We start from the raw sequence: 26270 nt of genomic DNA, 5'->3' as shown, positions 1-26270 counted from the left end.
GGGGAGGAGGGGGTCCTTCAGCCGGCGGGGGTGAGCATCCCGGCGCCGACGGTGGCGTTGGTGGCCTCGTCGATCAGGATGAAGCGGCCGGTCGCCCGGTTGCGCGTGTAGTCGTCGACGAACAGCGGCTGGGTCGCGCGCAGCCGCACCCGGCCGATGTCGTTGAGCCCCAGCTCGCCGGCCTCGGGGTCGCGGTGCAGCGTGTTCACGTCCAGGCGGTAGGCCAGCTCCTTGACCATGGCGCGCACGGTCCGGGTGGTGTGCTTGATCGCGATCCGCTGGCGGGGCCGGAGCGGCTCGTCGGCCATCCAGCAGATCAGCGCGTCGACGTCCTGCGTCGCCGTCGGGGCATTGGCCGGGCGGCAGACGAGGTCACCCCGGGACACGTCGACGTCGTCCTCGAGCCGGATGGTGACCGCCATGGGCGGGAAGGCCTCCGTCACCGGCCCGCGGGGGCCGTCGATGGCGGCGATCCGGGTGGTCAGGCCGCTGGGCAGCACCTGCACCTCGTCGCCGGGGCGCAGCACCCCGCTGGCCATCGTCCCGGCATATCCCCGGTAGTCGTGGTGGGCGTCGGACTGCGGCCGGATCACGTACTGCACGGGGAACCGGGCGTCGACCAGGTTGCGGTCGCTGGCGACGTGCACGTGCTCGAGGTGGTGCAGCAGGGTCGTCCCCTCGTACCAGGGGGTGTTCGCCGAGTGGCTGACGACGTTGTCGCCGTTCAGCGCCGAGATCGGGACGACGGTCAGGTCGGGCACGTTCAGCTTGCTGGCGAACGCGCTGAACTCGTCCCGGATCGCCTCGAAGCGCTCCTCCGACCAGTCGACGAGGTCCATCTTGTTCACCGCGACCACCAGGTGCGGGACCCGGAGCAGCGAGGCGAGGAACGCGTGCCGGCGGCTCTGCTCGAGCATGCCCTTGCGGGCGTCGACCAGGACGATCGCCAGATCGGCGGTCGAGGCGCCGGTGACCATGTTGCGCGTGTACTGCACGTGCCCGGGGGTGTCGGCCAGGATGAACGTGCGCCGCGGGGTGCTGAAGTAGCGGTAGGCGACGTCGATGGTGATGCCCTGCTCGCGCTCGGCGCGCAGGCCGTCGGTGAGCAGCGCGAGGTCGACGTAGTCGCCCTTGCTGGCGCGCTCGACCGCCTCGTACTGGTCCTCGAAGATCGCCTTGCTGTCGTACAGCAGCCGGCCGATGAGCGTGCTCTTGCCGTCGTCCACGGAGCCGGCGGTGGCGATCCGCAGGATGTCCTTGCGGGCCAGGGCGAGGTCGTGCGCCTGCTCGGCGGCCGGGGAGTGCAGGTCCACGGGCTTCTCGAGGGAGGTCATCGGAGGTTCTCCTGGCAGAGGACGGCGGCGGCGCGGACGCTGGAGCGGACGCCCCGAGGAGGCACCCCGTGTTCGTGTTCGCCGCAGCGGTGCCCGCGCTGCTGGTCGTCGTCCTGGGCTACGTGGTCGGTTTCGCGGCCGCGGAGTGGGTCTGCGACGTGCTGGGTGCCGACGCCGGCCGCGCACCGGAGGCGGCCGGCTGGACGACGGGGCTGGTGCTGCTCGCCGTCGTCGTGCGGGTGCTGGTCGCCCTGTGGCGGCGCCGGGGTGCTGCGGACGGCCATCAGAAGTAGCCCTCCTTCTTCCGGTCCTCCATGGCGGCGTCGCTGACCTTGTCGTCGCCGCGGGTGGCACCGCGCTCGGTCATGCGGGTCACCGCGATCTCGGCGATGACCTCCTCGACCGTCGTCGCCTCCGACAGCACCGCGGCGGTGAGGTTCGCGTCGCCGACGGTGCGGTAGCGGACGGTCTCGCGGCGGACCTGCTCGCCGTCGCGCGGGCGGATGAACTCGTTGACCGCGTAGAGCATCCCCTGGCGCTCGACGACGTCCCGCTGCTGGGCGAGGTAGAGCGCCGGGATCGCGATCTCCTCGCGGAGGATGTACTGCCAGATGTCGAGCTCGGTCCAGTTCGACAGCGGGAAGACCCGGATGGACTCGCCCAGGTGGATCCGGCCGTTGTACAGGTCCCAGATCTCGGGGCGCTGGTTCTTGGGGTCCCACTGGCCGAACTCGTCGCGGAAGGAGAACATCCGCTCCTTCGCCCGCGCCTTGTCCTCGTCCCGGCGGGCGCCACCGAACAGCGCGGTGAAGCCGTGCTCCTCGACCGCGTCGAGCAGCACCGGGGTCTGGATGCGGTTGCGCGAGCCGTTGGGCTCCTCCTTGACCGTCCCGGCGGCGATCGCGTCCGGCACCGACGCGACTATCAGCTGGACGCCGAGCTCGGCCACCCGCTTGTCGCGGAACTCCAGGACCTCGGGGAAGTTCAGGCCGGTGTCGACGTGCATGACGGGGAAGGGGATGCGGGCCGGCGCGAACGCCTTGCGGGCCAGCTCCAGCATCACGATGGAGTCCTTGCCGCCGGAGAACAGCAGCACCGGCCGCTCGAGTTCCGCGACGACCTCGCGGAGCACGTGGATGGACTCGGCCTCCAGCGTCTCCAGCTGGCTCAGCCGGTAGTCAGGCGTGGGCACGGGGCAGGCTCCGGAGGCTCGACATCAGGACGGGTAACCGCATCGGGATGATGCGGATTCCCTCCAGTGTCCGTCATCGCGCTCCGGCGCCCGCCGCCAGGACCCCGGCGGCCGGCGACCGGACCGGCTCAGTGCCCGTCGTCGATGGCCGTGGCGTCGCCGGGCCGACGCGGCGGGGTGTGCCGGCCCGAGGCGTCGGTGATGGCACCGAAGTAGGCAGCCACCTTCTCGGGACGCGGCATGACGAAGACGCCACGCGCCTCGACCAGGACGCGGTCGGGGTCGTCCGCCAGGGCGATCGTGCCGGTGATCAGCGACTTCCGGCCCGACTGCTCGGCGACCCGAGCGCGCAGCACCAGGCGGGTCTCCAGCGGGAGCGGCCCCCGGTAGTCCAGCTCCAGGTGCGCGGTCATGCCCCACAGCCCCGCCGCCGCGGCGGCGGACCCCAGCAGCTGGTCCATGAACAGCGCGCTCATGCCGCCGTGCACGAAGCTCGGCGGGCCCTCGTAGGCCACCCCGAGGGTCACCTCCGCGACGACGCCGTCCTCCTCCCGGCGTACCGCGAGCGGCGGCGCCAGCGCGTTGCCGAGCCCGGTGACCGGGTTGAACACCCGCCGGCCGGTGCTGACGTCGTCCAGCGCCGGCAGCCGGGACGCCGGCCGGCGCGCGACGGAGAGCCGCTCGGTGGCCTCGCGGACCAGTGCCGCCGCGGCGCGCACCTCCGCCGGGGCCACGGTGGTGGTCACCGAGATCTCGATGAGCTCGCGCAGCGCCGCCCCGAGGTCGGCCGCCGCGGCGAGGGGCTCGGCGTCGGGGATGGTGCCCGTCTGGTCCGTCGTCACGTCCGGATCGTGACAGGGCGGCTAGTCCAGGTCCCCGGCACCCCCGCCGGGGGCCGTGCCCGCGGGGCCCGAGCCGTGGTCCGCCGGCCCCGAGCGGGGCAGCCGGACGGTGAACCTGGCGCCCTCGCCGGGTGCGGTGGTGAGGTCGACCGAGCCGCCGTGCGCCGCGACGAGCGAGCTGACGATGGCCAGGCCGAGTCCGGTGCCGCCGGCCGTGGTGCTGCTGTCCTCACCCCGGGTGCGCGAGGCGTCGGCGCGGTAGAAGCGCTCGAACGCGCGGCCGGCGTCCGCGGGGTCCATGCCGGGTCCCTCGTCGGCGACCTGCAGCACGAGCACGTCGTCGTCGTCGGGCGCCTCGGCGACGGTCACCGTCACCCGGGCGTCCACGGGGGTGTGGGTCAGCGCATTGGTCACCAGGTTGCCGACGACCTGGCGCAACCGGCCCTCGTCTCCGATGACGACCGGGACGTCGCTCAGCGACTCGTCCAGGTGCAGGGCGATCGGCCGGTCGGGCTGCACGGCCTTCGCGTCGTGGACGGCGTCGCCGGAGATCTCCGCCAGGTCGACGGGTGCGAAGGTGAGCGGCCGCTGCTGGTCCAGGCGGGCGAGCAGCAGGAGGTCCTCGACGAGCAGGCCCATCCGGGCGCCCTCGGCCTCGATGCGCTGCATCAGGCGGGCGACGTCGTCGTCGGTGCGCACGGCCCCCTGGCGGTAGAGCTCGGCGAAACCGCGGATCGAGGTGAGCGGGGTGCGCAGCTCGTGGCTGGCGTCGGCGACGAACCGGCGCATCCGGTGCTCGGAGCCCCGGGCCTCCTCCTCGGAGACCTGCTGTGCACGGAAGGCGCGCTCGATCCGCGCGAGCATCACGTTGAGCGCGCCGGACAGCCGGCCGACCTCCGTGCGCTGGTCCCCCGCGGGCACGCGCTGGGACAGGTCGCCGGCCGCGATGGCCTGCGCCGTCCGCTCGACCGCGGTCAGGGGCCGCAGGCTGTTGCGGACCAGTACGTAACCGACGGCGCCGAGCACCACCAGCACCGCCAGCCCGACGGTCAGCTCGATGCGGACGAGCCGCCGGATCGCCTTCTCGTCGACCTCGAGGTCGCTGCCGAAGAGTGCGGCGTTCCCGCCGGGGAGACTCACGGCCACCATCCGCCACGAGGTGCTGCGGTCCTGCGAGCGGACGGTGAACGGCTCGGGGACCGTCTCGACCGCCGCCTCGTCGTCCTCGACGGCCTCCAGTGCCCGGTCGAAGCGGGGGAACCGGTTCTGGTCGTCGAGGGGACCGGCGAACACGAGGACCCGGCCCTCGTCGGGGACCAGGCACCCCACGAAGTCGGTGGAGGGGTACCGGGTTCCCTGGCTGCAGAAGTCGGCGGCCCGGCGCGGGTCGCTGGAGACGCTCTGCGCGTTGGCCTTCAGCTCCTCGTCCTGCTGGTCGGTCAGGTACCCCTCGAGCAGCGACGTCGTGGCGAAGCCGGTCGCGAGCAGGGCGAGGCTGAGGAGCACCACCATGAGCGCGACCAGGGTGACGCGGAGCGGGACGCGGGGCCCGCTCACCGTCGTCGCAGGGGGAGCGGTCACGCCGTCACCGGTTCGCTTCCGCGGTGCGCTCCGCTCCTCGCTCGGACGTCCAGGCCGCCTTTGCGGTCGGTCCGCTCCTCGCTCGTTCCTCGCTGCGATGCTCCCTCCCTGTCGGCGGCCGCCTCGCTGCGATGCTCACGCACCTGTCCGCTCATGCGCCCCGCGGCAACCGCAGGGTGTAGCCGACCCCCCGGATGGTGTGCAGCAGCCGGGGCTCGGTGGTGTCGATCTTGCGGCGCAGGTAGGAGATGTAGGACTCCACCACGTTCGCCTCGCCGTTGAAGTCGTAGTTCCACACGTGGTCGAGGATCTGCGCCTTCGACAGCACCCGTCCGGCGTTCGCCATGAGGTAGCGCAGCAGCTTGAACTCCGTGGGGGACAGGCTGATCAGCGTGCCCGCCTTGACGACCTCGTGGCTCTCCTCGTCGAGCTCGATGTCGGCGAAGGTCAGCCGCGGGGCCTCGGCCGCCTGCTGGGCGCCCGCGGTGCGCCGGAGGACGGCGCGGATGCGGGCGATCACCTCGTCGAGGCTGAACGGCTTGGTCACGTAGTCGTCGCCGCCGAGGGTCAGCCCGGAGACCTTGTCCTCCGCGGCGTCGCGCGCGGTGAGGAACAGGACCGGCGTGTGCCGGCCGGACTGGCGGAGCCGGCGGACGACCCCGAAGCCGTCGAGGCCGGGCATCATCACGTCGAGGACGAGGAGGTCGGGGCGGAAGGACTCCGCGAGCGCGAGCGCCTGCTGGCCGTCGGCGGCGGTCACGACCTCGAAGCCGGCGTAGCGCAGGCTGGCCGAGAGCAGCTCCCGGATGTTCGGCTCGTCGTCGACGACGAGCAGCCGCGCCTCGGGTGTGCGGGTCTGCGGACTGCCGGCCACGGTTCCTCCGGTCGCGCGTGCGGGTGCCGTCGTCATGTGCTGATCGTGCGGGCGCCGGCTGCGGTGGTTCTGGACGCTACCTGTGAACTCCCTGGGGAACCGTCCGCCGGCGGCGTCATCCCGCGGTGTCCGTCGGCCGGGTTCCGCGTGTCGGTCCGCTCCTCGCTCGCTGGCGCTCGCTGCGATGCTCCCGACGCTGTCACCCGGCGGGCGACATGGCCCGGCCCCGGCGCCAGTAGCCGATCGCGTGGTGCTGTGCCCGCCCCAGGCCCCAGCGGCCGCGCAGGTCCGCCCGGATCGCGCGGACGGCGGCGGACTCGGCTCCCACCCAGGCGAAGACGTCCTCCTCGTCGGGCCGGTCCAGCGCCGCGACGGCGTCCACGAGCAGTGAGCTCTCGCCCGGTGGGGTGGGGCCCCGGTGCAGCCAGCTGACGGCGATCCCGGCCGGCCGGGCGAGCGGCTGCTCCTCTTCCGGCCCGGCCACCTCGAGGAACGCGACGCCGGTCGTCTCCGGCGGTGCCGCGGCGAGCAGCCGGCTGATCGCCGGCAGCGACGTCTCGTCGCCGGCCAGCAGCAGCCAGCGCGCGGGGCGCTCGGCCAGCGAGGCGGCCCCCGCCACGCCGAGGAGGGCGCCGGGGTGCGCGGCCGCCGCCCAGGCGGCCGCCGGGCCGTCGCCGTGCAGGACGAAGTCGATCTCCACGATCCCGGCGGCGGCGTCCTGGCGGCGGGCGGTGTAGCTGCGCAGCGCGACGCCGTGGCTGCCCTGCGGCCAGACGATCCGGCCGTCCCGCTGGATGCGCGGCCAGTGGGGGTCTGCGTCGCCCACCCGCGGCACGAGGAGATTGACCGTCGGCCCGGCCGCGGCCACCGCGTCCGGCGTCCCGGAGAGCACCACCCGGCGCACCGACGGCGTCACGTCCGACACCCCCACCACCGTGAGGACATCGACGGGGCGGAGTCCGTCGGAGGCGAGGGGGGTCGTCACGGGGGCTCAGCCTAAACGGGCCGACCCGGCCGACTCCGGGGGAATGGAGTCGACCGGGCCGGCGATCGAGGACGGACCCGAAGGTCACGCTGGGTAGCGAGAACATCCGCTGGACCAGCGTGGACGCCCATCGGGTGTCCGTCGAGGTAGACGCTACGTGACGAAAGCGGCCCTGCCATGGCCCCTTGGGGTGAGGTCGGTTCCCGAACGGGTGATCGTGCGGCCGCGTCCGCGATGTGTGTGCGGCGACGGCAGGGGGCAGGCAGGGGCCACGGTCCGGACGCGAGAGGGAGCGGTCATGGCAGACGACCCGTCCACGGGTGACCACGTCACCTGGAACAGCCACGGGAACGAGGTCGAGGGCACCGTCGAACGGGAGATCACCGAGGAGACCGAGGCCTCCGGGCGGACGGTCAAGGCCAGCAAGGACGAGCCGCAGTACGAGGTGAAGAGCGACAAGACCGGCAAGACCGCGGTGCACAAGCCCGGCGCCCTGCACGAGGACTGAACCACCCGGCCCGGCGTCGACCGGGCCCAAGATCTGAGGAGACACCGTGACCGAGGCCGGAGACCAGTTCGCCGGAGTGTCCGCGCGCAGCACCAAGCACAGCGCCCGGGTCGACGAGGAACTGGAGCACGAGATCCAGGGGATGCTCAAGGCGGAGCACGCCACCCGCTCCCACGAGTGGCGCGAGACCGAGCCGATCGCCGAGGGCGACCCGGACCTCACCGCGGACCCGGCCGGGACGCTGGTCGGTGGGGTGCCGGTCGGCATGACCGAGGACGCCGTCGTCGCCCGCGCCGAGCTGGCCCGTTGGCTGGTGCGGGCGGACTTCCCGGCCACCGGGCCGGAGCTGGTGGAGGCGGCGCGCGACCACCGCGCTCCCGACGCCGTCGCGGACGAGCTGGCGAAGCTGCCGGACGGGGAGACCTACGAGCGGATCGGGGACGTCGTCCGCGCGCTCGGCTACCCGACGGAGACCGGGCCCGGGCCGGGTGCCGAGGAGCCTCAGGTCTAGTCGGCTGCGGCTTCCCGGGCCTCGTCGCCGGCGATCTCCTCCGCCCCGCGGCGGCGGAACAGCTTCGAGCCCGGGAAGCCCTTCACGATCTGGCGCATGTCCTGGACGGTGTCGACCAGGTCGTGCACGTCGGTGCCGACGGACGCCAGCGTCTCCAGGACCGGCAGGATGTCCTCGTCCAGGTGGATCACCAGCTGCGGCAGCCGATCGATCAGCGTGATGAGCGCGTCGACCTCGGACGGGTCGAAGGACGCGGCGAGCCGCCGGACCGACGGGGCCAGGGCGGTGAGGGCCGGCTCGTAGTCGGCCAGCATCGGCTCCACCCGGCCGACCATGCCCTCGGCCCGCCCCACGAGTGAATCGGCGCGCGATGCGGTCCCGTCGACCCCCTCGATCGCCGCGTCGGCCTTGGCGCGGGTCTCGGCGACGCCGGCGATGGCCTCGTCGGCCTTGGCGCGGGTCTCGGCGACGCCGGCGATGGCCTCGTCGGCCTTGGCGCGGGTGCTGCCGACCCCCTCGATGGCCTCGTCGGCCTTGGCGCGGGTCTCGGCGACGCCGGCGATGGCCTCGTCGGCCTTGGCGCGGGTGCTGCCGACCCCCTCGATGGCCTCGTCGGCCTTGGCGCGGGTCTCGGCGACGCCGGCGATGGCCTCGTCGGCCTTGGCGCGGGTGCTGCCGACCCCCTCGATGGCCTCGTCGGCCTTGGCGCGGGTCTCGGCGACGCCGGCGATGGCCTCGTCGGCCTTGGCGCGGGTCTCGCCGACGCGGGCGATCGCCTCGTCCGCGCGGTCGACGATCCCGTCGACGCGGTCCAGCATGCTCGACACGCGGCCCAGCAGTTCCTCCATGCGGCCGACGGCCGCGCCCACCCGCGGCACGAGGTCGAGCGCGTCGGTGAACCCGTCGCGCACACCACCCACGGCGTTCAGGAGGTCGGTCGGGCCCGGTACCGAGGGCAGTCTCACCGACCCCACGCTACGCAGCAGGACGGTCGCGCACTATTCGGTCGGGCGCAGCCTCGCTCCGCAGGGGTGCCCCGATGCCCGCGCGTCCGGCCCGGTCGGCGGCTCCGCCCCCGTATCGTCGTGCGGAGGCCGTATCACGGGGCAGGGACGAGCGAGAAGGTGTCGACAGCGGTGGGGGACGAGCCGACGCGGGACGGACGTGGTTCCGGCGTCCCCGGGCGCACCCGACGCGACGGCGAGAGCGGGCGCGGCAGTCAGCCGGTCACCGTCGAGCAGCTGCTCGCCCGGCAGGGCGGCGGCGTCACCCGTCGCCGCGCCGCCCGCCGCGAGGAGCCCGTGCTCCGGGCCCCCGCCGCGCCGCCGCCCGTCGTCCGTGCCGGGATGCCGCCCGTGCCCGGTGCGTCGGCGGCCCCCGCGGGCCGGGGTGGACTGCCGCCGGTGCCGGGAGCCAGCCGCCCGGAACCGCGGCCCGGCCTCCCCCCGGTGCCCGCCGGGAACCGTCCTCCCACCTCGTGGGAGCCGGACTCGCGCCCCTCCCGGCGGAGCGGCCCCGTGCCGCCCCTGCCCGGTCGCGTGCCTCCCCCCGGCCCGGCCGATCGTGACCGCCCCCGCGCGCGCCGTCCCACGCCCCGGCCTCCGGCCGGTCCCGGCCGCCGTCGGCTCGGCCGGGCGCTCATGGCCCTGGGCGCCGTGGTGGGCGTGGTGCTGCTGTACCACCTGGGCCTGTACTTCTACGTCGACCAGAAGATCGACCGCGTCGAGGCGCTGGCCGTCGACGGGCCGGAGATCCTGGCGCCGGTGCTGCAGGCAGGCGACGAGACGTACCTGGTGGTGGGGAGCGGTGTGCCGGGCCAGACCGGCACGGCGTCGGTGGCCACCCTGCTGGCCTCGGTGTCGGCCGACGGCGACCGTGCGGTCCTCGTGAGCTTCCCGCCGACCGCGCTGGTGGACACACCCGCCTGTCGCACCCCCGACGGGTCGCTGCGCCAGCCCGCCACCGAGGCCTTCGCGACGTCGCTGCTCGAGGGCGGTCCGAGCTGCCTGGTGCGCACCGTCCAGCAGCTCTCCGGGCTGCGCGTCGACCACTACCTGGGCCTCGACCTCGCCGACCTGCCCGGGATGGTCGACGCCCTCGGTGGCGTCCCCGTCTGCGTCATCCCGTCGCCGGCCACCGCCGCTGCCGCGACACCGCTGTCGGCCGGATCCTCGGAGATCTCCGGGGAGGCCGCGGCCGGGTTCCTGCAGCCGGGTGACAGCGGTGCCGACGTCACCGGGACCGCCGTCGCGGAGCGGGCGCAGCGACTGCTGACGGCCACGCTGCGGGCCGCGATGTCCACCAGCACCCTGGCCGACCCGCTCACCCTGAACCGCTTCCTCAACCGCGCCGCCGAGGCCCTCACCGTCGACGAGCAGACGACGCTGGGCGACCTGCGGGTCCTGGCCGGCAGCCTCGGCGACCTGTCCGGGGACGCCGTGCAGAGGGCCGCCCTCCCGGTGGCCCAGGTGGGCTACGTCCCGGCCGGGACCGATCAGGCGTACGTGCTGCTCGACGGAACGGGCACGCGCGCGTTGTTCGACGCCGTCATCGAGGGCACCCAGGTGCCCGAGCAGTTCATCATCGGGCCGGTGGAGTCCGCGGCTCCGGCCGAGGAGCCGCCCGCGAGCGACGCCCCGCCGGTGGAGGCCGCCCCGGCGACCGACGCACTCACCGTGCCCCCGGCGTCGGTGACGGTCGACGTGCTCAACGGCACGGGGACGACGGGGCTGGGCGCGACCGTCGGGGACCTGATGCGTGCTCAGGGCTTCACCGTGGGGGCGGTCGGGAACGAGCCGGGGACGGTCAACCAGACCGTCGTGCGCCACGGCCCGGGCGTCACCGAGCAGGCCCGCACCGTCGCGGCGTCGGTGCCGGGAGCGGTGCTCGAGCCCAACGACTCCATCGGTGACACCGTCCAGCTGGTCATCGGTCCCGGCTACGAGACGGTCGTCCCGGTGACGATCGGCGCTCCCGTCGAGGTCCCCGCGGCCGAGGTTCCGGCACCTCCTGCGGCGGAGACGGCGCCCGCCCCCGTCAGCTGCTGAGCCGCAGGGGCGCTGCTCGGCGGTGATCCAGGTCATGCCGACACCGAGATCTAGCCGGTCGTCGTTCGCCTCCCGTTCACCTTCGTCCCTCTGTTCATTCAGAACCGGTACCTAGCGTCCCCAGCGTCAAGGACCGTGGCTGAACCCAAGCCCCACCAGAGAGGCACGACCTCAGTGAATCGACGTACGCTGCGCCGCGCTGCTGTCCCCGCGACGCTGTTCATCGCCCTCGGCCTCACCGCCTGCGGTGGCGGGAACGAGGAAGAGTCGGGTGGCGGCGACTCCGCCCTGTCCGGCGAGGTACTCGTCGACGGCTCTTCGACCGTCCAGCCCCTGACTGCCGCGGCCGGCGAGTTCTTCGCCGAGGAGGAGCCCCAGGTCAACGTCTCGGTCGGCACCTCCGGCACCGGTGGCGGCTTCGAGGTCTTCTGCCAGGGCGAGACCGACATCTCCAACGCCTCCCGCCCGATCAAGGACGAGGAAGCAGCGCTCTGCGAGGAGAACGGCATCGAGTTCACCGAGCTGCAGGTCGCCACCGACGCGCTCACCGTCGTCGTCTCCGCCGACAACGACTTCATCGACTGCCTCACCACGGCGGAGCTGGCCACCCTGTGGGGGCCGGACGCCGAGGGGACCGTGTCGACGTGGAACCAGGTCAACCCGGAGTTCCCCGCCGAGGAGATCGAGCTCTACGGGCCGGGTACCGACTCGGGCACGTTCGACTACTTCACCGACGAGATCAACGGTGAGGAGGGCGTGAGCCGCACCGACTACAACGCCTCCGAGGACGACAACGTGATCGTCCAGGGCGTCAGTGGCTCGGCCAACGCTCTCGGCTACTTCGGCTACACCTACTTCGAGGAGAACGCCGAGGCCCTCAAGGCGGTCGAGATCGACAGCGGCGAGGGTTGTGTCGCGCCCAGCGCCGAGACCGCCCAGGACGGGACCTACACCCCCCTGGCCCGCCCCCTGTTCATCTACGTCTCCAACACCGCAGCGTCGGAGAAGCCCGAGGTCAAGGCATTCGTGGACTTCTACGCGACCAACGACGACCGGATCGCCGAGGCGGCCCAGTACATCCCGCTGAACGACGAGCAGCGCGGTGAGCTGGAGTCCGCTGCCTCGTCCATCGGCTGACCTGAGCGGCTGGCCCGCGCAGCGGACCGATGAACAACAGAGGAGCGTCGTGACCATCACGGCAGACGGGGGGTCCCCCGCGGCGGGGACCCCCCGGAGCAAGCGGGGCGGCGGGTTCGACCCGACGTCCCTCCGCCGACAGTCACCTCGCCACGGCGAGCGGGTCGTCATGATCGTCCTGATCACGGCGGCCCTGCTCTCCGTCCTGGTGACGGTGGGCATCGTCCTGTCCCTGCTGTTCCCGGCGATCTCGTTCTTCCGCGAGGTCAGCCTCACCGAGTTCCTGTTCGGGACGCGGTGGACGCCCCGGTTCAGCGGCCAGGAGTCCTACGGCGTCCTTCCGCTCATCACGGGGACCGCGTGGACGACGCTCATCGCCCTGCTGATCGCCATCCCCTTCGGGCTCGGGGCGGCGATCTACCTCTCGGAGTACGCCCGACCGCGGGTGCGCAAGGTTCTCAAGCCGGTCCTGGAGGTCCTGGCCGGCATCCCGTCCGTCGTCTACGGATTCTTCGCGCTGACCTTCGTCGCGCCGGTCATCCTGAACGACCTGCTTGGCCTCGACATCGGCACGTTCAGCGTGCTGTCCGCCGGTCTGGTGCTCGGCATCATGATCATCCCCACGGTCGCCTCGCTGTCCGAGGACGCCATGTCGGCCGTGCCGGACTCCCTCCGTCAGGGCTCGATGGCCCTCGGTGCCAACAAGATGCGCACCACCCTCCGCGTGGTCTTCCCGGCGGCAGTCTCCGGCATCGCCGCGTCGATCGTGCTGGCGCTCTCCCGGGCTGTCGGCGAGACGATGATCGTCGCGCTCGCCGCCGGTACGCAGGCCCGGATGGTCGGTGGCCCGACGGAGGTCGGACAGACCATGACGGGGTTCATCGCCCAGACGGCCACCGGCGAGAGCACGCCGGGAACGCTCAGCTACAACACCCTCTTCGCGGTGGGGCTGCTCCTCTTCGTCCTCACCTTCGTGATCAACATGATCAGCATCCGGCTGGTCCGCAAGTTCCGGGAGGCCTACTGATGGCCACGATCGGTCAGCTCGCCACCCGGCCTCTGAAGGCTCAGGGGAACAGCGAGAAGAGCCCGGCATCGATGGTGTTCCTGGTCGCCCTGTGGGTGGCCGTCACCTTCGCGATCCTGACTCTGGTCATCCTTCTGGTGACCTCGTTCATGGACGCACTCCCGCGGCTCGACGGGGGCCTGTTCACCAACTACTCCTCCCAGGTCAGTCCCGAGACGGCCGGCGCCAGAGCTGCGATCATCGGGTCGCTGTGGGTCATCGGCGCCACGGCCATCATGGCGATTCCTCTGGGCATCGCGGCGGCGATCTACCTGGAGGAGTTCGCCAACCCGGTCCGCTGGTACAACCGCCTGATCGAGGTGAACCTGCAGAACCTCGCGGCCGTGCCGGCGATCGTCTACGGGATGCTGACGGCCGGGCTCGCTCTGACGATCGGCCTCCGCCGCGGCGTGGTCCTGGCCGGGGCGATCGCGCTCGCGCTGCTGATCCTCCCGGTCATCATCATCACGACCCGCGAGGCGCTGCGCTCGGTGCCGGCGGAGATCCGTCAGGGCTCGCTCGCGCTCGGGGCGACACAGCTGCAGACCGTCTGGCGGCAGACCTTGCCCTCGGCGGTCCCGGGGATCGCGACCGGCACCATCCTCGCGTTGTCGCGTGCGCTCGGCGAAGCGGCGCCTCTGCTGCTGCTCGGCGGGCTGGTCTTCATCCGGTACGACCCCGACGGGCTCTTCTCCGGGTTCACGACGCTGCCGATCCAGATCTTCAACTGGGCCGGTCAGCCTCAGGTCGAGTTCCAGGAGGTCGCGGCCGCAGCGATCATCGTGCTGCTCGGCATGCTGCTCCTGATGAACGCGCTCGCCATCGTCATCCGCAACCGCTTCCAGAGGCGCTGGTGAACCAGCGACGTCGCACTCAGCTCACCCACCGCTCCTACGGACTGGACGACTCATGACCAGCACGCAGACCCCGACCGCCGCTGACCCGGCGGCGACCGCCACCGTCGTCCCGTCGGACGACGCTCGTACGAGCGAGCCGCCTCGTCCGCGCGTGGGGGCCCAGAACGATTCGGGGCGCTTCCTGCCCGAGAACCCGACGCCGGTCATCGAGTGCGAGAACGTCGACATCTACTACGGCGACTTCCGCGCCGTGAACGACGTGTCCCTGGTCTACGGACGCAACGAGATCACGGCCATGATCGGGCCGTCCGGCTGTGGCAAGTCAACGGTGCTCCGGAGCCTCAACCGGATGAACGACCTCGTCCCGGGCGCCCGCGTCACGGGACGGATCGCGTACCACGGGCAGGACATGTACGCCGCCGAGGTCGACCCGATCGAGGTCCGGCGCCGGATCGGCATGGTGTTCCAGAAGCCCAACCCGTTCCCGAAGTCGATCTACGACAACATCGCCTACGGCCCCCGGGTCACCGGCATGAAGGTCGAGTCCATGGACGACCTCGTCGAGGAGGCCCTGCGCGGGGCGGCGCTGTGGGACGAGGTGAAGGACAAGCTCAAGCAGTCCGCATACGGCCTGTCAGGAGGGCAGCAGCAGCGCCTCTGCATCGCGCGCACGATCGCGGTGCGTCCGGAGGTCATCCTCATGGACGAGCCGTGCTCCGCGCTCGACCCCATCGCGACCGCGCGCATCGAGGACCTCATGGAGGACCTGCGCAAGGACTACACGATCATCATCGTGACCCACAACATGCAGCAGGCGGCCCGCGTAGCCGACCGCACAGCCTTCTTCACCGCGCAGGCCGCGGAGGGCACGGGCGATCGGACGGGCCAGCTGGTGGAGTTCGACCTGACCACCAAGATCTTCTCCAACCCGGGCGACAAGCGGACCGAGGACTACATCTCCGGTCGCTTCGGCTGAGCCGGTGGCGGCCCGAGATGCTCTCGACGCCGCACGGGACCGGCGAGCCAAGGAGAGGCCCGCGGCCTCTGCGTGGTTGCCGTCCGGCGGGATCAGCGTGCTGGTGGCGGACGAGGATCCGGCGGCACGCGGGTTCGCGTCCTCGATCGCGGAGCCGGATGTCAGCGTCACGCTCTGCGAGAACGGCGCGGAAGCGCTCTGGCACGCCGGCCGTGTGCATCCGGTCCTGGTGATCCTCAGCGCGACCCTGCCCGGGGTCTCGGCGATGGACGTCGCTGCGGTTCTGACGCGCCACCACGACGGTGTCGAGACCATCGCCGTCGGGGTGGCCTTCGGTGAGGCGGAGAGTGCCGGTCCGGTCCTCGCCGCAGGAGCCCGTCATGTCGTGTCCCGGCCCTACCGTCCGGACGAGATCCAGCCCCTGCTGAGGGACCACAGGCAGCGAATCGAGCGCGAGGCGGCAGTGCTGGCCGTCGGGGCCCTCGAGCTGAACGGGCCGGCGTTCGAGGTACGTGCTGGTGGGCGGCTGCTGCCGCTGACGCTGCGGGAGTTCGAGATCCTCCGCCTGCTCATGCTCCACGCCGACGGCGTCCTGTCGCTGGACCGGATGAACGAGGCGATCTGGCGGCCGAGGGGTGAGGCCGTGGCCGCGAACACCGTCGCCGTCCACATCCGGCACCTGCGCCGGCACCTGGAGGGAGTGGCGTCCATCGTCGCGGTCCGGGGCGTGGGATATCGGCTCGCGGTGCCCGAGGGGGGCGCTGCGCGTCTGGCGGACGTCGGCCCGTCGGAGTGGCGTCCTCGGTTGGCCGCGACGGACGTCCCGGGCCGCTGACGCACCGCTTTCGACGAGACGTGCAAGAACCGACTGGAGGAGCACCGATGAGCGAGCGTGACGACCGTCCTGCCGACGAGGCCAGCACCGAGGGGCCCCGCGAGCAGCTCGCCCGGAACGCGGCCGAAGGGGGCGACCCCGGTTCCGTGGGGTCCCTCGACGGCGCCGCCGCGGCCGGCGGGATGGGTGCCGTGAGCGACCGCAAGCGCGACAGCCTGATCCCGCAGGAGGCCCCGGACCCGACCATCGGCCCCGACTGATCAACCGTTCGGCAGCTCCGCCTCGCTCTCGACCGAGTTGACCGAAAGGCCGAGATCGCCGGCCAGCGCGCGAACTCGACGAGCGATGTCGTCGCGGATCAGGCGCATGCGCTCCATGCCCTCGATGCCGCGCTCCGACGGCTCGTCCGTGCCCCCGGCCTCGAGACGGACGCCTTCGCTCGGGCCACGTGCGCTTCCCGCCCCAACGTGACGACGACATCGGATCCCACGACCATGTCGTCGGTGAGGCTTCGCGGCCGGTTGCCGGTGATGTCGACCCCGATCTCCTGCAGCGACCGGACCGACAGGTCGTTGAGTGCGGGACCTGCCTCCGTCCCCGCCGACGCGACGACGGCGGCGTCGCCCACGAGTTCTCTCAAGAGGCCGGCGGCCATCTGGGACTTGCCGGCGTTCCGCACGCAGACGAAGAGGACCTGGGGCTCGTCGATCACCGGATCACTTCCGTTCGTGCGCTGAAGGCGGCCAGGCCGGCGGCGCCGGCGACGAGCGCCGCGAGGACACCGAACATCGCGGGGTAGCCCCCGGCCACATCGGCCAGGGCGATGCCGGCCCACGGCGCGATGGCTGCCGCAGCTGTGATGGGCGCGGCGAAATAGCCGGACAGGGTGCCGTATCGCTCGGCTCCCCAGCGGTCGGCCACCACCGTGGCCTGGAGGAGCGTGCCCGCACCGCGGGCGGCTCCGGCGAGGATCGCCGCCGTCACCAGGAGAGCTGTCGGCCCCGGGACAGCGGCGAGAAGGCCGATCGTGACGGCGGAGACGAGCACGATGGCGACGGTGCGGCCCGCGGGACGCGTCCGGGACGCCAGAGGCCCGTACCCGATCCGTCCGAGCAGCTGTCCTGCCCCGAGCAGTCCCAGGGTGGTGGCAGCCAGACCGGAGCTGAACCCGCGACCGGTCAGCAGCGGGATGAGGGCGAGGCTCGCGGCGTACAGGCCGAAGGCCGTGAGGGTGAGCGCGCCGGCGAGGAGGAGGAACCCGGGCGACCGCACCTCGGCGGGCAGGCGTCGGCGGCCGGCGATGTCCCACGCGCCGGTGGCCCCGATGCCGACCCACGGCGGGGTGAGTGCGAAGGCGTGCAGAGGGATCGTCACCAGGGCGAGGAGCAGCGCCAGCAGGAGGTACGTCGCGCGCCAGCTGACGCGTTCGAGGAGCTCGTGCGTCAGGGGCGCGAAGATGGTGCTCGAGAGCCCCGCCACCAGGGTCAGAGCGGTGAGCGCCTTCACCCGCGCCTCTCCGTACCAGCGGGTCAACGCGGCGAAGGCTGCCTGGTAGAAGACGGCGGCCATCGCGACGCCGGCGACGAGCCAGGCCAGCACGAAGAGCGGGTAGGTCTGAGCCAGGGCGATGCCTGCCGTGGCGGGAACAGCCAGCAGGGAGCCGGCGGTCATGACCCGCCGGGGACCGTGGTGGTCCAGCCATCGTCCGACCGGGATCCCGGCCAGGGCGGACACGATCAGTCCCCCCGAGAAGGCCGCCGTCGCCGCGGTGGGGGACCAGCCGGTGTCGGCGCTGATGTCGGCCAGAGCGACCGGGAAGGCGTAGTAGAGAACGCCCCAGCTGGTGATCTGCGTGATCGACAGGGCCATCAGCACGCGCCGGGGCGGACGCCGTGAGGTGTCGGCGTCCGACCCGGCGACCGTGTGCTGCATCGGCGGCGGGCTCAACCGCCGCAGGACGGTGCAGCGACGGCCTTCGCCTGCGGCGCCGGGCCGCAGCAGCCCGAGGCCGCGGGCACCTCGGCCGAGTAGCCGTGCTCCGACCCGGTCGGGAACCCGACGGGCCCGGTCCCGCAGCCGGCCCCTGCCGTTTCGGCGGCTTCTCGGTCGCCGAGGTCGGTCGAGCAGACGCCGGTTTCGGGAAGGTTCAGCTCGACCCGCTCTGCTGCGGCCGCGTCCCCGGCGAGGGCAGCTGCGATCGAGCGGACCTGCTCGTACCCGGTCGCCAGGAGGAACGTCGGGGCGCGGCCGTAGGACTTCATCCCGACGATGTAGAAGTTCTCGTCCGGGTGGGCCAGGAGCTGCTCGCCGTGCGGCGGGACGGTTCCGCAGGAGTGGAGGTTGGGGTCGATCAGCGGCGCCAGCCCGACGGGCGCCTCGACGCCGGGATCGAGAGCCAGGCGTACCTCGCGGAGCATCTCGAGGTCGGGCCGGAATCCGGTGGCCGCCGCGACGGCGTCCGCCTCGAGCGCCACGGACTCGCCGTCCCGAGCGATGCCTCTGACGGTCACCGGACCGGCGGTGTCGACCGCGGGCTCGAGTGTGGTGAGCGTGAACTCACGGATGAGCCGGATGGCCCCCGAAGCCACGGCGGCCTTCAGCGTCGAGCCGAGCAGGCCACGGGCCGGCAGACCGTCGGCGTCGCCACCGCCGTAGAGGCGCGCGGGCGAGCGGCCACGGATCGCCCAGGTGATCTCCGTCCCGGGCTCCTCCTGCCGCAGCTGGGCCAGCGCGAGAAGGGTGTTGGCTGCCGAGTGACCCATCCCGACGACCAGGGTGTGTCGTCCGGCGAACCGCTTGCGGTCGGCGCCCAGGACATCGGGGAGCGGCCCCACGAGCCAAGGCTGCACACGGTCCTCGCCCACTGCCGGCAGTCCCGCGGCGCCCAGCGGATTGGCGTGGCCCCACGTCCCCGACGCGTCGATCACCGCGCCGGCTCGCAGGTCGACGACCTGGCCGTCCCGGACGGTCCGGACCACGTACGGCCGCCCCTCGCGTCCCACGGTCCGGGTCTTGTCGACGCCTTCACGGGTGACGGCCAGGACCCGCGTGCCGGTCCGGATCCGGCCGGCCAGCTCGGGAGTTGCAGCGAGGGGAGCGAGATAGCCGTCGACCAGCTCCGCTCCGGACGGGAGGACGTCCCGCTCGGGCGACTTCCAGCCGGTCCGCCCCAGGAGGCGCGCGGCTGCGGCGTCGACGTCGTACTGCCAGGGAGAGAACAGGCGGACGTGGCCCCACGCCCGCACCGAGGCGGCGACGTCGTCACCGGCCTCCAGGACGAGCGGTTCGAGTCCACGCTCGACGAGGTGTGCCGCGGCTGCAAGCCCTACCGGCCCCGCCCCGATCACGACGACCGGAAGCTCTGATTGCTGTACCCGTGGCGACGAACTCATCTCGACCAACCTCGCACATCGACGACCATCAATGGCTGGCAACGTAACAGCGGACACTGTTGATAGCAACGATGGTGTGTCATAGTTCCGCTCATGCGACAGGGTCTCGACGTCCGGCTGGAGCCGGTGGGCATCGGCACGGCTGCTGAGCGCGCGCAGTTGCTCGCGCCGCAGCTCAAGGCCATGGGAGATCCCAACCGCCTGCACCTGCTCCTGCTGCTCGCCGAGGGGCCTCACTCGGTCCGGGAGCTGACCGACGCGTCGGGCATGAGCCAGACCCTCGTGAGCCACCACCTGGCGCCCCTCCGGGAGCACGGGCTCGTCACTCTCACGCCCAAGGGCCGCAGCAACGTCTACTCGCTCTGCTGCGAGGCCCTCGCCGGCCCCGTGAAGCTCCTGGCAACGCTCGCGGCCATGACGCCTGAGGGTGCCGACGCCTGCTGCACGCCGTAGTCGGGCCGTTCCTCAACTGGAGGGCGACTCGCGCCGCCAGGCGACGTCCACGGCGAACCGGCGGAAACCGCGGCTCTCGTAGAGCCGGACGGCCGCGGCGTTGTCCTCCTCGACGTAGAGCAGGACCTCCGCCAGACCGAGGGCGCGCAGGTGCGCGAGGCCGAGGTCGGTGAGGGCCCGCCCGAGGGACATGCCCTGGGCGTCCGGGTCGACGCCCAGCACGTAGATCTCGCCCACCGCCTCGTCGCCCGCGTCCCCGGGCGGGTGGACCTTCGTCCAGTGCGAGCCGAGCAGCGTGCCACCGTCGTCCGGGTCGCCGCGCCAGGCCATCAGGAACCCGGCGGGGTCGAACCACGGCTCGGCCTCGCGCAGCTCCAGGTCGGCGCGGCTCATCCGGCCCTGCTCGGGGTGCCAGGCGAAGGCCCGGGCGTTCACGCGCAACCAGGCGTCCTCGTCCCGGCCCGGCCGGAAGGGCTGGACGCGGACGTCGTCGGGCAGCGACGGTCGCGGGTGGGGGTCGATGCCGGCGAGGTCGCGCCGCATCTGCAGCAGCACCCGGGCGCGCGAGAACCCCCGGGTAGCCAGCAGCTCCGCGGACCCGGGCAGGTCGCCGTGCGCCCAGATGTCCAGGGCGGTGGGGCCGGCGAGCTCCAGCACCTGGTCGAGCAGGGCGGCACCGAACCCCTGCCGCCGCAACCGCGGGTGCACGACCAGTTCCGCCGCCCCGCCGTCCAGCCGGGCGTAGCCGGCCAGGGACCCGTCGGGGGAGCGGACCACGAGGTCGTGCCCGCCGGGTGCGCGGTGCTGCAGACGGAGCTCGGCGTCCTCGGAGAGGGGGCGCACCCCGTCCTCGGCCGTTGCGGCGCGCAGCAGGGCGAGGACGTCGTCGACGTCGAGGGGCCGGCTCACGAGGTCATCAGACCAGCTCGGCGTCGGCCCGGCTCTCGGAGGCGGCGGCCTTGGCCGTCGCGTCGGCGACCTGCTGGTCGAGCTTGTAGCCGACGTTGCGGACGGTGCCGATCAGCGCCTCGTGCTCGGTGCCGAGCTTCGCCCGGAGACGGCGCACGTGGACGTCGACGGTGCGGGTGCCGCCGAAGTAGTCGTAGCCCCAGATCTCCTGCAGCAGCTGGGCGCGGGAGAAGACCCGGCCCGGGTGCTGGGCGAGGTACTTGAGGAGCTCGAACTCCTTGTACGTGAGGTCGAGCGGGCGGCCGCGGAGCTTGGCGGAGTAGCTGTGCTCGTCGATGACGAGCTCGCCGGCCTGCGTCACGCCGCCGTCGTCGCCGTCGGCGGGTGTGGCGGCGGCCAGGCGGCGGGCGGTCGCCCACTTGAGCCGGGCGTCGACCTCGGCCGGGCCCGCGGTGTCGAGGAGGACGTCGTCGACGCCCCAGTCGGCCGACAGGGCCACCAGCCCGCCCTCGGACAGGACGGCGACGAGCGCTGCGGCCACACCGGTGGAGGAGAGGAGGCCGCAGAGCGTGCGGGCCTGGATGAGGTCGTGACGGGCGTCGACGAGGACGACGTCACCGGAGTCGCCGTCGAGGAGGCTCGAGAGCTCGGGGGCGACCACGCGCACCTGGTGGCCCAGCAGCCCCAGTGCCGGCAGCACCTCGGTCGTCGCCTGACGCGCGGCGGTCATGAGCACGAGTCGCATGTCGTCTCCTCACGGTGCCGGGGGACGACGGCCGCCGTCCCCGGACCTCCGACGGCGCTGTCGAGGTGAAAGCGCAGGATAGCCGACGCGCAGGCGCGTCAGGCCACATCGGCGGTAATTCGTCGGCCGACCGTCCGAACGGGATCACGGTGGATCCGACCGTGGTCTGCCACGATCGACCGGTGAACTCCCCGGTGCTGCGGTCCGCGCTCCCCGCGCGGGTGCACCACCTCCAGCCGGCGGCCCTCACCGTGCTCGCGGTGGCGCTGGTGGCCGGCCTGCCGGAGCTGTTCGGCGATCGCGGACGGCTGGGCGCCGTCCTGGTCCTCCAGCTGGGGCTCGTCCTCACCTGGGTGGTCGTGACAGGCATCCAGGGGTTCGCCGGTGCGCTGGCGGTGGGCGCGGCTGCCGCGGTGGCGGCGGACCTGGTGCTCGTCCTGCCGGCCCGCCCCGAACTGGGCGATCTCCTCGTGGTGCTCGGGCTCGGCTTCCTCGCGTCCGTGGTGCAGCAGATGGTCCGGCGGCCCCGCGAGGACCTCGTGGCCTCCCTCGCGGGCACGGTGCTGATGATCAGCGCGGTGGCCGCCCTCGCCGCCCTGTTGCTGCTCGGCCGGACGCACGAGGGGCACGACCGGGCGCTGGTGGCCCTGCTGGCGGTCGGGGTCGCGCTGCTCGTGGGGCATCTGGTCGACCTGGTGCTGCCCCGCCCCTACCTGGCCACCGGGGTGCCGCGGGGGTTGATCGGCCTCGTCCTGTCGGTCGCCGCCGGTGCTCTGGTCGCCTTCCTCGGGCGGCACGTGGGCGGGACGGCCGGTGCGGTGCCCGCCCTCGTCCTGGGTGCGGCCCTCGCCGGGGTGACGGCGATGGTCGCGCTGGTGGCGAGCTACGTCGCCGTCGAGGCCACGGCGGCGGACGAGGACGGGCGCACCCCCGAGGTCGACCCGTGGGCCCTGTCGGTGGTCCAGGCGGTCCTGCCCTTCGCGGCCTGCGCGCCCGTGGCCCTCGCCCTGCAGATGGTGCTGTGAGGCACGGGACGCCGTGACGCAGGGGACGATGTGAAGGCGCTGCTGGTGGTCGGGCTGCTCGTGCTGGGTCTGCTGGTCCTGGCCGACCGCGTCTCCGTCGGGTACGCGGAGAACCAGGTGGCGCAGCAGCTCGCCGAGCAGGGCGGCTTGGCGGGCACGCCGGAGGTGGACATCGCCGGCTTCCCGTTCCTGACGCAGGCCGTGGGCGGCCGGTACGACGAGGTGGCCATCGCCCTCACGGCCGCTCAGCTGGGGCAGCCGGAGGGCACCCGGGCCGACGTCGTCCTGCGTGGGGTCGAGGTGCCGCTCTCCGGCGTGCTGTCGGGATCGGTGCGGGAGGTGCCCGTCGAGCGCGTGGACGGGACCGCGACGCTGTCCTACGCGCTGCTGTCGGCGCAACTGGGGGCCGACACCGAGCTGTCCCGGGAGGGCGACGGCCTGCGCATCACGCGCACCGTCGAGCTGCTGGGGCAGGAGGTCCGGCTCACCGCGACCGGTCAGGTGACCCTCGACGGCCACGATCTCGTGGTCGACGTCGACGAGGCGGCGGGTGCGGGTGTCGAGGTGCCCGACTTCCTGCTCGACCGGGCCGCGGGCCTGCTCGACCTGCGCTACACCGTGCCGGCGCTGCCCTTCGGCCTGCAGCTCGTCGACGTCCGGCCGGCCGCCCAGGGCGTCGACGTCCGGGTCGAGGCCGACGACACGGTCCTGAGCGCGGTGGAATAGCCCACCGACCCGGTGGAGTTGGTGCCGGCGACGGGTGCGTCCGGAGGGCGGGAGGTGAGCGCGTGAGCGGGAACGCCGCCTTCGGCCGGCTCGGTGTGCGGCCGGGTGACGCGGACCTGACGGTCGTGCAGTTCTCCACCGCGTTCTGCGGCCCCTGCCGGGCCACGAAGGCGCGGCTGCACCAGCTGCAGGCCACCCGACCGGGGCTTGCCGTCGTCCAGGTCGACGCGGAGAGCCACCTCGAGGAGGTGCGCGAGCTCGACGTCCGCCTGACGCCGACGCTGTTCTACCTCGACCGGGACGGGCAGCTGATCGGCCGCAGCAGCGGCGCGCCGCGTCCGGAGGAACTGACCGCTCTGGTAGACGCCCATGCCGGGGTCCGGTCGTGATCGGCTACTCTCGCGCCGTGGGCACCCTGCTGACCTCTCGCCGCACAGTTGACCTGTGCCGCGTCGGCAGCTGCCTCTGTCCGACCTTCTGAGGTCGGTTCCGACCGTCCAGACGCGCCCTGTCCGCCGTCCGAAGGTCCTTCCTGCAATGACTGCACCGTCCCGCCACGTCGACGTACGTGCGCATCGGTCCGCCGCCGTCGCGAGCCGGCGTCACCCGGACGGACCGCTCCGCTGCGAGCTCCAGCTGATCGCCGTGCGGGCCGTCCCGGCCCGCACCTGACCATCCGCACCAGACCATCCGCACCGATCTACGGAGGAACCACCAATGAGCCGCACCGACGTGCTCGTCACCGCCGACTGGGCCCAGGAGAACCTCGGGACCCCCGGTCTCGTCTTCGTCGAGGTCGACGAGGACACCAGCGCCTACGACGGCGGCCACCTCGAGGGTGCCGTCAAGCTGGACTGGAAGAAGGACCTGCAGGACCCGCTGCGCCGTGACTTCGTCGACAAGAGCGCCTTCGAGGCGCTGCTGTCCTCGCGCGGCATCGGCAACGACGACACCGTGGTCCTCTACGGCGGCAACAACAACTGGTTCGCCGCCTACGCCTACTGGTACTTCAAGCTCTACGGCCACCAGGACGTCAAGCTCATCGACGGCGGCCGCAAGAAGTGGGAGCTGGACGGGCGTCCGCTGTCCAAGGACGCCGTCGAGCGCCCGGCCACCCAGTACACGGCCCAGGAGCCCGATCTCTCGATCCGCGCCTTCCGCGACGAGGTCGTGGCCTCCATCGGCTCGAAGAACATCATCGACGTCCGCTCGCCCGACGAGTTCTCCGGCAAGATCCTCGCCCCGGCGCACCTCCCGCAGGAGCAGGCGCAGAAGGGCGGGCACGTCCCGACCGCGCAGAACATCCCGTGGAGCAAGGCGGCCAACGAGGACGGCACGTTCAAGTCCGACGAGGAGCTGGAGAAGCTCTACGCGGAGCAGGGCTTCGACGACTCGAAGGCGACCATCGCCTACTGCCGGATCGGCGAGCGCTCGAGCCACACGTGGTTCGTGCTGCGCGAGCTGCTCGGCAAGAACGACGTCAAGAACTACGACGGCAGCTGGGTCGAGTACGGCTCGCTCGTCGGCGTCCCGATCGAGAAGTGAGCTGACATGTGCGGAGCACCGAAGCAGGGCGGCGGCCTGGCCGGCATCGACCTGAGCACGCAGACGGTCATCCAGGGCCAGGTGTGGCACGACGGCGCCCCGGTGGCCGGCGCCTACGTCCGACTCCTCGACGGGACGGGCGAGTTCACCGCCGAGGTGGTCACTAGCCCCGAGGGTGAGTTCCGGTTCTTCGCCGCTCCCGGGGAGTGGAAGGTCCGCACCCTCGCCCCCGTGGGCAAGGGGGAGCGGGTGGTCACGGCCGAGGTCGGCCTGAACGAGACGACCATCGTCATCGACAGAGTGCGCCGCCGGCCCCCTCCCGTCGGGGGAGGGGGCCGGCGTCACTCGACGCCGGGGGGCAGTCGGTTGGGTCCGGCCTCCGCCGGGCGCGGTCGGTCCTCGGGATAGGCCCGGATGCCGACGGCGGCGACGTCGTCCTCGCCGGCCCGGGGCACCAGCCGGTCGAGAACCGTGTCCAGCACCTCGTCGAGCGGTTTCCCGCCCAGGTCGCGCAGCGCGGCCTGGAGGCGGGCCATGCCCTGGTCCAGGTCGCAGCCCCGACGTTCGACCAGGCCGTCGGTGACCAGCAGCAGGGTGTGCCCGTTGTCGAGGTCGACGGTGTGGTCCCGGCGCGTGGCGGACGGATCCACGCCGAGCATCAGGTCGGGGCTCGTCGCGAGCACCCGTGAGGTGCCGTCCGGCGCCAGCAGCAGCGGGGGGACGTGGCCCGCGTTGCTCCACCGGATTACGCGCTGCCCGGTCACCGGGACGTCGGGATGCCGCTCCACGCGAGCCAGGATCGCGGTCGCGAGCGTCGAGACGGCGAGCCCCCGCGCGGCCCGGTCCACGCGGCCGAGGGTCGCCGCCGGTGGCTCGTCGTTGTCGTAGGCCAGGGCGCGGAGGATGCCGCGCAGCTGCCCCATCGCGGCCGCGGCGGCGCTGCCGTGGCCGACGACGTCGCCGATCGCGACCATCGTCGCGCCGTCGGGCTGCAGGAAGGCGTCGTACCAGTCCCCGCCGACCTGCGCCTCGTGGCCGGCCGGCAGGTAGCGGACGACGACGTGCAGGTGGTCGGGCTCGGGCGGCGGGGTGAGCAGCGCCTGCTGGAGCCGGTCGGAGAGAGCGCGCGACGCGGCGGCCTCCCGGGCCAGCCGGTCGATCTCTGCGGCCTGCTGCGCCGCCTCCCGCCGCTCGGTCAGGTCGCGGAAGGACACGATGACGCCGGTCACCTCACCGTCCTCGACGGTCGGGACGGCGATCAGCTCGACCGGCACCGGGGTGCCGTCCTTGCGCCAGAACACCTCGTCGTCGGCGGCCACGGTGTGCCCGCTGCGGAGGGCCTTCCAGACGGGGCAGTCCTCGCGCGAGTAGGGGGAGCCGTCGAGACGACGGTGGTGCAGGATGGCGTGCTGGTCGTGGCCGCGCTGCTCGGTGGGCGGGTAGCCGGTGATGCGGACCGCCGAGGGGTTCACGAACTCCACCCGGCCGTGGGCGTCGAGGCCGTAGATCCCGTCGGCGACGTTGGCCAGGACCCACTCGTAGCGCGCGAGAGCGCGGGCGAGCTCTTCCTCGGGCGTCCGCACGGGAGCCTCCTCAGCCGGGACCGGTTCGCAACGGCACGACGGTCGGCGAACCGTCGCGATCATAGGCGCGGGCCCGCGACGCCCTCCGGATCCACCGGCGCCGGAGCCTCGCCCGTCCGTGGGCCACGGCGGGCGCGTGTCGTGCTC

The 26270-nt window shown here is 72.8% G+C and carries 29 protein-coding genes; 16 read left to right on the top strand and 13 right to left on the bottom strand.

The window, feature by feature from the left end; all coding sequences use genetic code 11:
- Window positions 1-17 precede the first annotated feature (17 nt).
- Window positions 18-1334 carry a sulfate adenylyltransferase subunit 1 gene (locus CRP30_RS03645; protein WP_097182556.1) on the bottom strand — a complete coding sequence of 439 codons (1317 nt, stop codon included), beginning with the start codon at window positions 1332-1334 and terminating at the stop codon, window positions 18-20.
- Between the two features lie 68 nt (window positions 1335-1402).
- Here CRP30_RS03645 and CRP30_RS03640 point away from each other — a divergent pair, with 68 nt between their 5' ends.
- Window positions 1403-1627 (top strand): hypothetical protein, encoded by a 225-nt coding sequence (locus CRP30_RS03640; RefSeq protein WP_097182555.1) that lies wholly within the window; start codon window positions 1403-1405, stop codon window positions 1625-1627.
- Here the strand turns inward: CRP30_RS03640 and cysD are convergent.
- From cysD to CRP30_RS03615, 5 genes are all read right to left on the bottom strand, one after another.
- Complete coding sequence (gene cysD, locus CRP30_RS03635; protein WP_097182554.1) at window positions 1618-2526, bottom strand: sulfate adenylyltransferase subunit CysD; 909 nt, start codon at window positions 2524-2526, stop codon at window positions 1618-1620. The two genes, CRP30_RS03640 and cysD, sit on opposite strands and share 10 nt — an antisense overlap.
- A 128-nt stretch (window positions 2527-2654) precedes the next feature.
- Window positions 2655-3368 (bottom strand): PaaI family thioesterase, encoded by a 714-nt coding sequence (locus tag CRP30_RS03630; RefSeq protein WP_097182553.1) that lies wholly within the window; start codon window positions 3366-3368, stop codon window positions 2655-2657.
- Between the two features lie 21 nt (window positions 3369-3389).
- A complete protein-coding gene (locus tag CRP30_RS03625) occupies window positions 3390-4949 on the bottom strand; it encodes a sensor histidine kinase (protein WP_235003139.1) in 1560 nt (519 codons plus the stop codon).
- A 151-nt stretch (window positions 4950-5100) separates the two neighbouring features.
- Window positions 5101-5859 (bottom strand): response regulator transcription factor, encoded by a 759-nt coding sequence (locus tag CRP30_RS03620; protein ID WP_097182552.1) that lies wholly within the window; start codon window positions 5857-5859, stop codon window positions 5101-5103.
- A gap of 163 nt (window positions 5860-6022) precedes the next feature.
- Entirely contained in the window at window positions 6023-6808 is a 786-nt protein-coding gene (locus tag CRP30_RS03615) for a siderophore-interacting protein (protein ID WP_097182551.1), read from the bottom strand.
- A gap of 298 nt (window positions 6809-7106) precedes the next feature.
- On the opposite strand from CRP30_RS03615, the gene CRP30_RS03610 reads away from it, so the two are divergent.
- Window positions 7107-7316: a hypervirulence associated TUDOR domain-containing protein gene (locus CRP30_RS03610; protein ID WP_097182550.1), complete on the top strand. Its 210-nt coding sequence runs from the start codon at window positions 7107-7109 to the stop codon at window positions 7314-7316.
- A 46-nt stretch (window positions 7317-7362) separates the two neighbouring features.
- Entirely contained in the window at window positions 7363-7827 is a 465-nt protein-coding gene (locus CRP30_RS03605; protein WP_097182549.1) for a DUF2795 domain-containing protein, read from the top strand.
- Here the strand turns inward: CRP30_RS03605 and CRP30_RS03600 are convergent.
- Window positions 7824-8792: a hypothetical protein gene (locus CRP30_RS03600; protein ID WP_097183107.1), complete on the bottom strand. Its 969-nt coding sequence runs from the start codon at window positions 8790-8792 to the stop codon at window positions 7824-7826. The genes CRP30_RS03605 and CRP30_RS03600 overlap by 4 nt on opposite strands.
- Before the next feature lie 552 nt (window positions 8793-9344).
- On the opposite strand from CRP30_RS03600, the gene CRP30_RS03595 reads away from it, so the two are divergent.
- From CRP30_RS03595 to CRP30_RS03565, 7 genes are all read left to right on the top strand, one after another.
- Complete coding sequence (locus CRP30_RS03595; protein ID WP_235003138.1) at window positions 9345-10874, top strand: LCP family protein; 1530 nt, start codon at window positions 9345-9347, stop codon at window positions 10872-10874.
- A gap of 174 nt (window positions 10875-11048) precedes the next feature.
- Window positions 11049-12011: a PstS family phosphate ABC transporter substrate-binding protein gene (locus CRP30_RS03590; protein ID WP_097182547.1), complete on the top strand. Its 963-nt coding sequence runs from the start codon at window positions 11049-11051 to the stop codon at window positions 12009-12011.
- Window positions 12012-12180: 169 nt separating this feature from the next.
- Complete coding sequence (gene pstC / locus CRP30_RS03585; protein WP_097183106.1) at window positions 12181-13038, top strand: phosphate ABC transporter permease subunit PstC; 858 nt, start codon at window positions 12181-12183, stop codon at window positions 13036-13038.
- Entirely contained in the window at window positions 13038-13934 is an 897-nt protein-coding gene (gene pstA / locus CRP30_RS03580) for a phosphate ABC transporter permease PstA (RefSeq protein WP_097182546.1), read from the top strand. Before pstC ends, pstA begins: the two co-directional genes overlap by 1 nt.
- 52 nt (window positions 13935-13986) lie before the next feature.
- On the top strand, window positions 13987-14910 hold the full coding sequence (gene pstB / locus CRP30_RS03575) for a phosphate ABC transporter ATP-binding protein PstB (protein ID WP_097182545.1): 924 nt from the start codon (window positions 13987-13989) through the stop codon (window positions 14908-14910).
- A gap of 103 nt (window positions 14911-15013) precedes the next feature.
- On the top strand, window positions 15014-15745 hold the full coding sequence (locus CRP30_RS03570; protein WP_159961496.1) for a response regulator transcription factor: 732 nt from the start codon (window positions 15014-15016) through the stop codon (window positions 15743-15745).
- A gap of 47 nt (window positions 15746-15792) precedes the next feature.
- Window positions 15793-16005 (top strand): hypothetical protein, encoded by a 213-nt coding sequence (locus tag CRP30_RS03565; RefSeq protein ID WP_097182543.1) that lies wholly within the window; start codon window positions 15793-15795, stop codon window positions 16003-16005.
- Window positions 16006-16103: 98 nt separating this feature from the next.
- Here CRP30_RS03565 and CRP30_RS03560 read toward each other — a convergent pair whose 3' ends face one another.
- The 3 genes from CRP30_RS03560 to CRP30_RS03550 are packed head-to-tail and all read right to left on the bottom strand — an operon-like array spanning window position 16104 to window position 19137.
- On the bottom strand, window positions 16104-16457 hold the full coding sequence (locus CRP30_RS03560) for an arsenate-mycothiol transferase ArsC (protein ID WP_235003137.1): 354 nt from the start codon (window positions 16455-16457) through the stop codon (window positions 16104-16106).
- On the bottom strand, window positions 16454-17677 hold the full coding sequence (locus CRP30_RS03555) for an MFS transporter (protein ID WP_200814515.1): 1224 nt from the start codon (window positions 17675-17677) through the stop codon (window positions 16454-16456). The genes CRP30_RS03560 and CRP30_RS03555 overlap by 4 nt, the downstream gene beginning before the upstream one ends.
- A gap of 11 nt (window positions 17678-17688) precedes the next feature.
- Entirely contained in the window at window positions 17689-19137 is a 1449-nt protein-coding gene (locus CRP30_RS03550) for an FAD-dependent oxidoreductase (RefSeq protein WP_097182542.1), read from the bottom strand.
- Between the two features lie 93 nt (window positions 19138-19230).
- Here CRP30_RS03550 and CRP30_RS03545 point away from each other — a divergent pair, with 93 nt between their 5' ends.
- Window positions 19231-19590 carry an ArsR/SmtB family transcription factor gene (locus CRP30_RS03545; protein WP_097182541.1) on the top strand — a complete coding sequence of 120 codons (360 nt, stop codon included), beginning with the start codon at window positions 19231-19233 and terminating at the stop codon, window positions 19588-19590.
- Between the two features lie 12 nt (window positions 19591-19602).
- Here CRP30_RS03545 and mshD read toward each other — a convergent pair whose 3' ends face one another.
- Window positions 19603-20499, bottom strand: a complete 897-nt coding sequence (gene mshD / locus CRP30_RS03540; RefSeq protein WP_097182540.1) for a mycothiol synthase — start codon at window positions 20497-20499, stop codon at window positions 19603-19605.
- Between the two features lie 7 nt (window positions 20500-20506).
- On the bottom strand, window positions 20507-21244 hold the full coding sequence (locus CRP30_RS03535; RefSeq protein WP_097182539.1) for a winged helix-turn-helix transcriptional regulator: 738 nt from the start codon (window positions 21242-21244) through the stop codon (window positions 20507-20509).
- 182 nt (window positions 21245-21426) lie between these two features.
- Between CRP30_RS03535 and CRP30_RS03530 the strand changes: the two genes are divergently transcribed.
- The 5 genes from CRP30_RS03530 (at window position 21427) to CRP30_RS23190 (ending at window position 24948) form a co-directional block, all read left to right on the top strand.
- A complete protein-coding gene (locus tag CRP30_RS03530; RefSeq protein ID WP_097182538.1) occupies window positions 21427-22269 on the top strand; it encodes a hypothetical protein in 843 nt (280 codons plus the stop codon).
- Window positions 22270-22299: 30 nt separating this feature from the next.
- Complete coding sequence (locus CRP30_RS03525) at window positions 22300-22995, top strand: LmeA family phospholipid-binding protein (RefSeq protein ID WP_097182537.1); 696 nt, start codon at window positions 22300-22302, stop codon at window positions 22993-22995.
- A gap of 62 nt (window positions 22996-23057) precedes the next feature.
- Complete coding sequence (locus CRP30_RS03520) at window positions 23058-23384, top strand: thioredoxin family protein (RefSeq protein ID WP_097182536.1); 327 nt, start codon at window positions 23058-23060, stop codon at window positions 23382-23384.
- 328 nt (window positions 23385-23712) lie between these two features.
- The gene (locus CRP30_RS03515) at window positions 23713-24540 is read left to right on the top strand and encodes a sulfurtransferase (RefSeq protein ID WP_097182535.1); all 828 of its coding nucleotides are present in this window, start codon (window positions 23713-23715) and stop codon (window positions 24538-24540) included.
- 6 nt (window positions 24541-24546) lie between these two features.
- The gene (locus CRP30_RS23190; protein ID WP_097182534.1) at window positions 24547-24948 is read left to right on the top strand and encodes a DUF1416 domain-containing protein; all 402 of its coding nucleotides are present in this window, start codon (window positions 24547-24549) and stop codon (window positions 24946-24948) included.
- On the opposite strand, the gene CRP30_RS03505 is transcribed toward CRP30_RS23190, so the two are convergent.
- Window positions 24882-26123 (bottom strand): PP2C family protein-serine/threonine phosphatase, encoded by a 1242-nt coding sequence (locus tag CRP30_RS03505; protein ID WP_235003136.1) that lies wholly within the window; start codon window positions 26121-26123, stop codon window positions 24882-24884. The two genes, CRP30_RS23190 and CRP30_RS03505, sit on opposite strands and share 67 nt — an antisense overlap.
- Window positions 26124-26270: the final 147 nt, after the last annotated feature.

It is taken from the genome of Blastococcus haudaquaticus (genome assembly GCF_900230285.1).
Lineage (GTDB): Bacteria > Actinomycetota > Actinomycetes > Mycobacteriales > Geodermatophilaceae > Blastococcus_B > Blastococcus_B haudaquaticus.
This window is presented reverse-complemented; position numbering and strand designations above follow the sequence as displayed.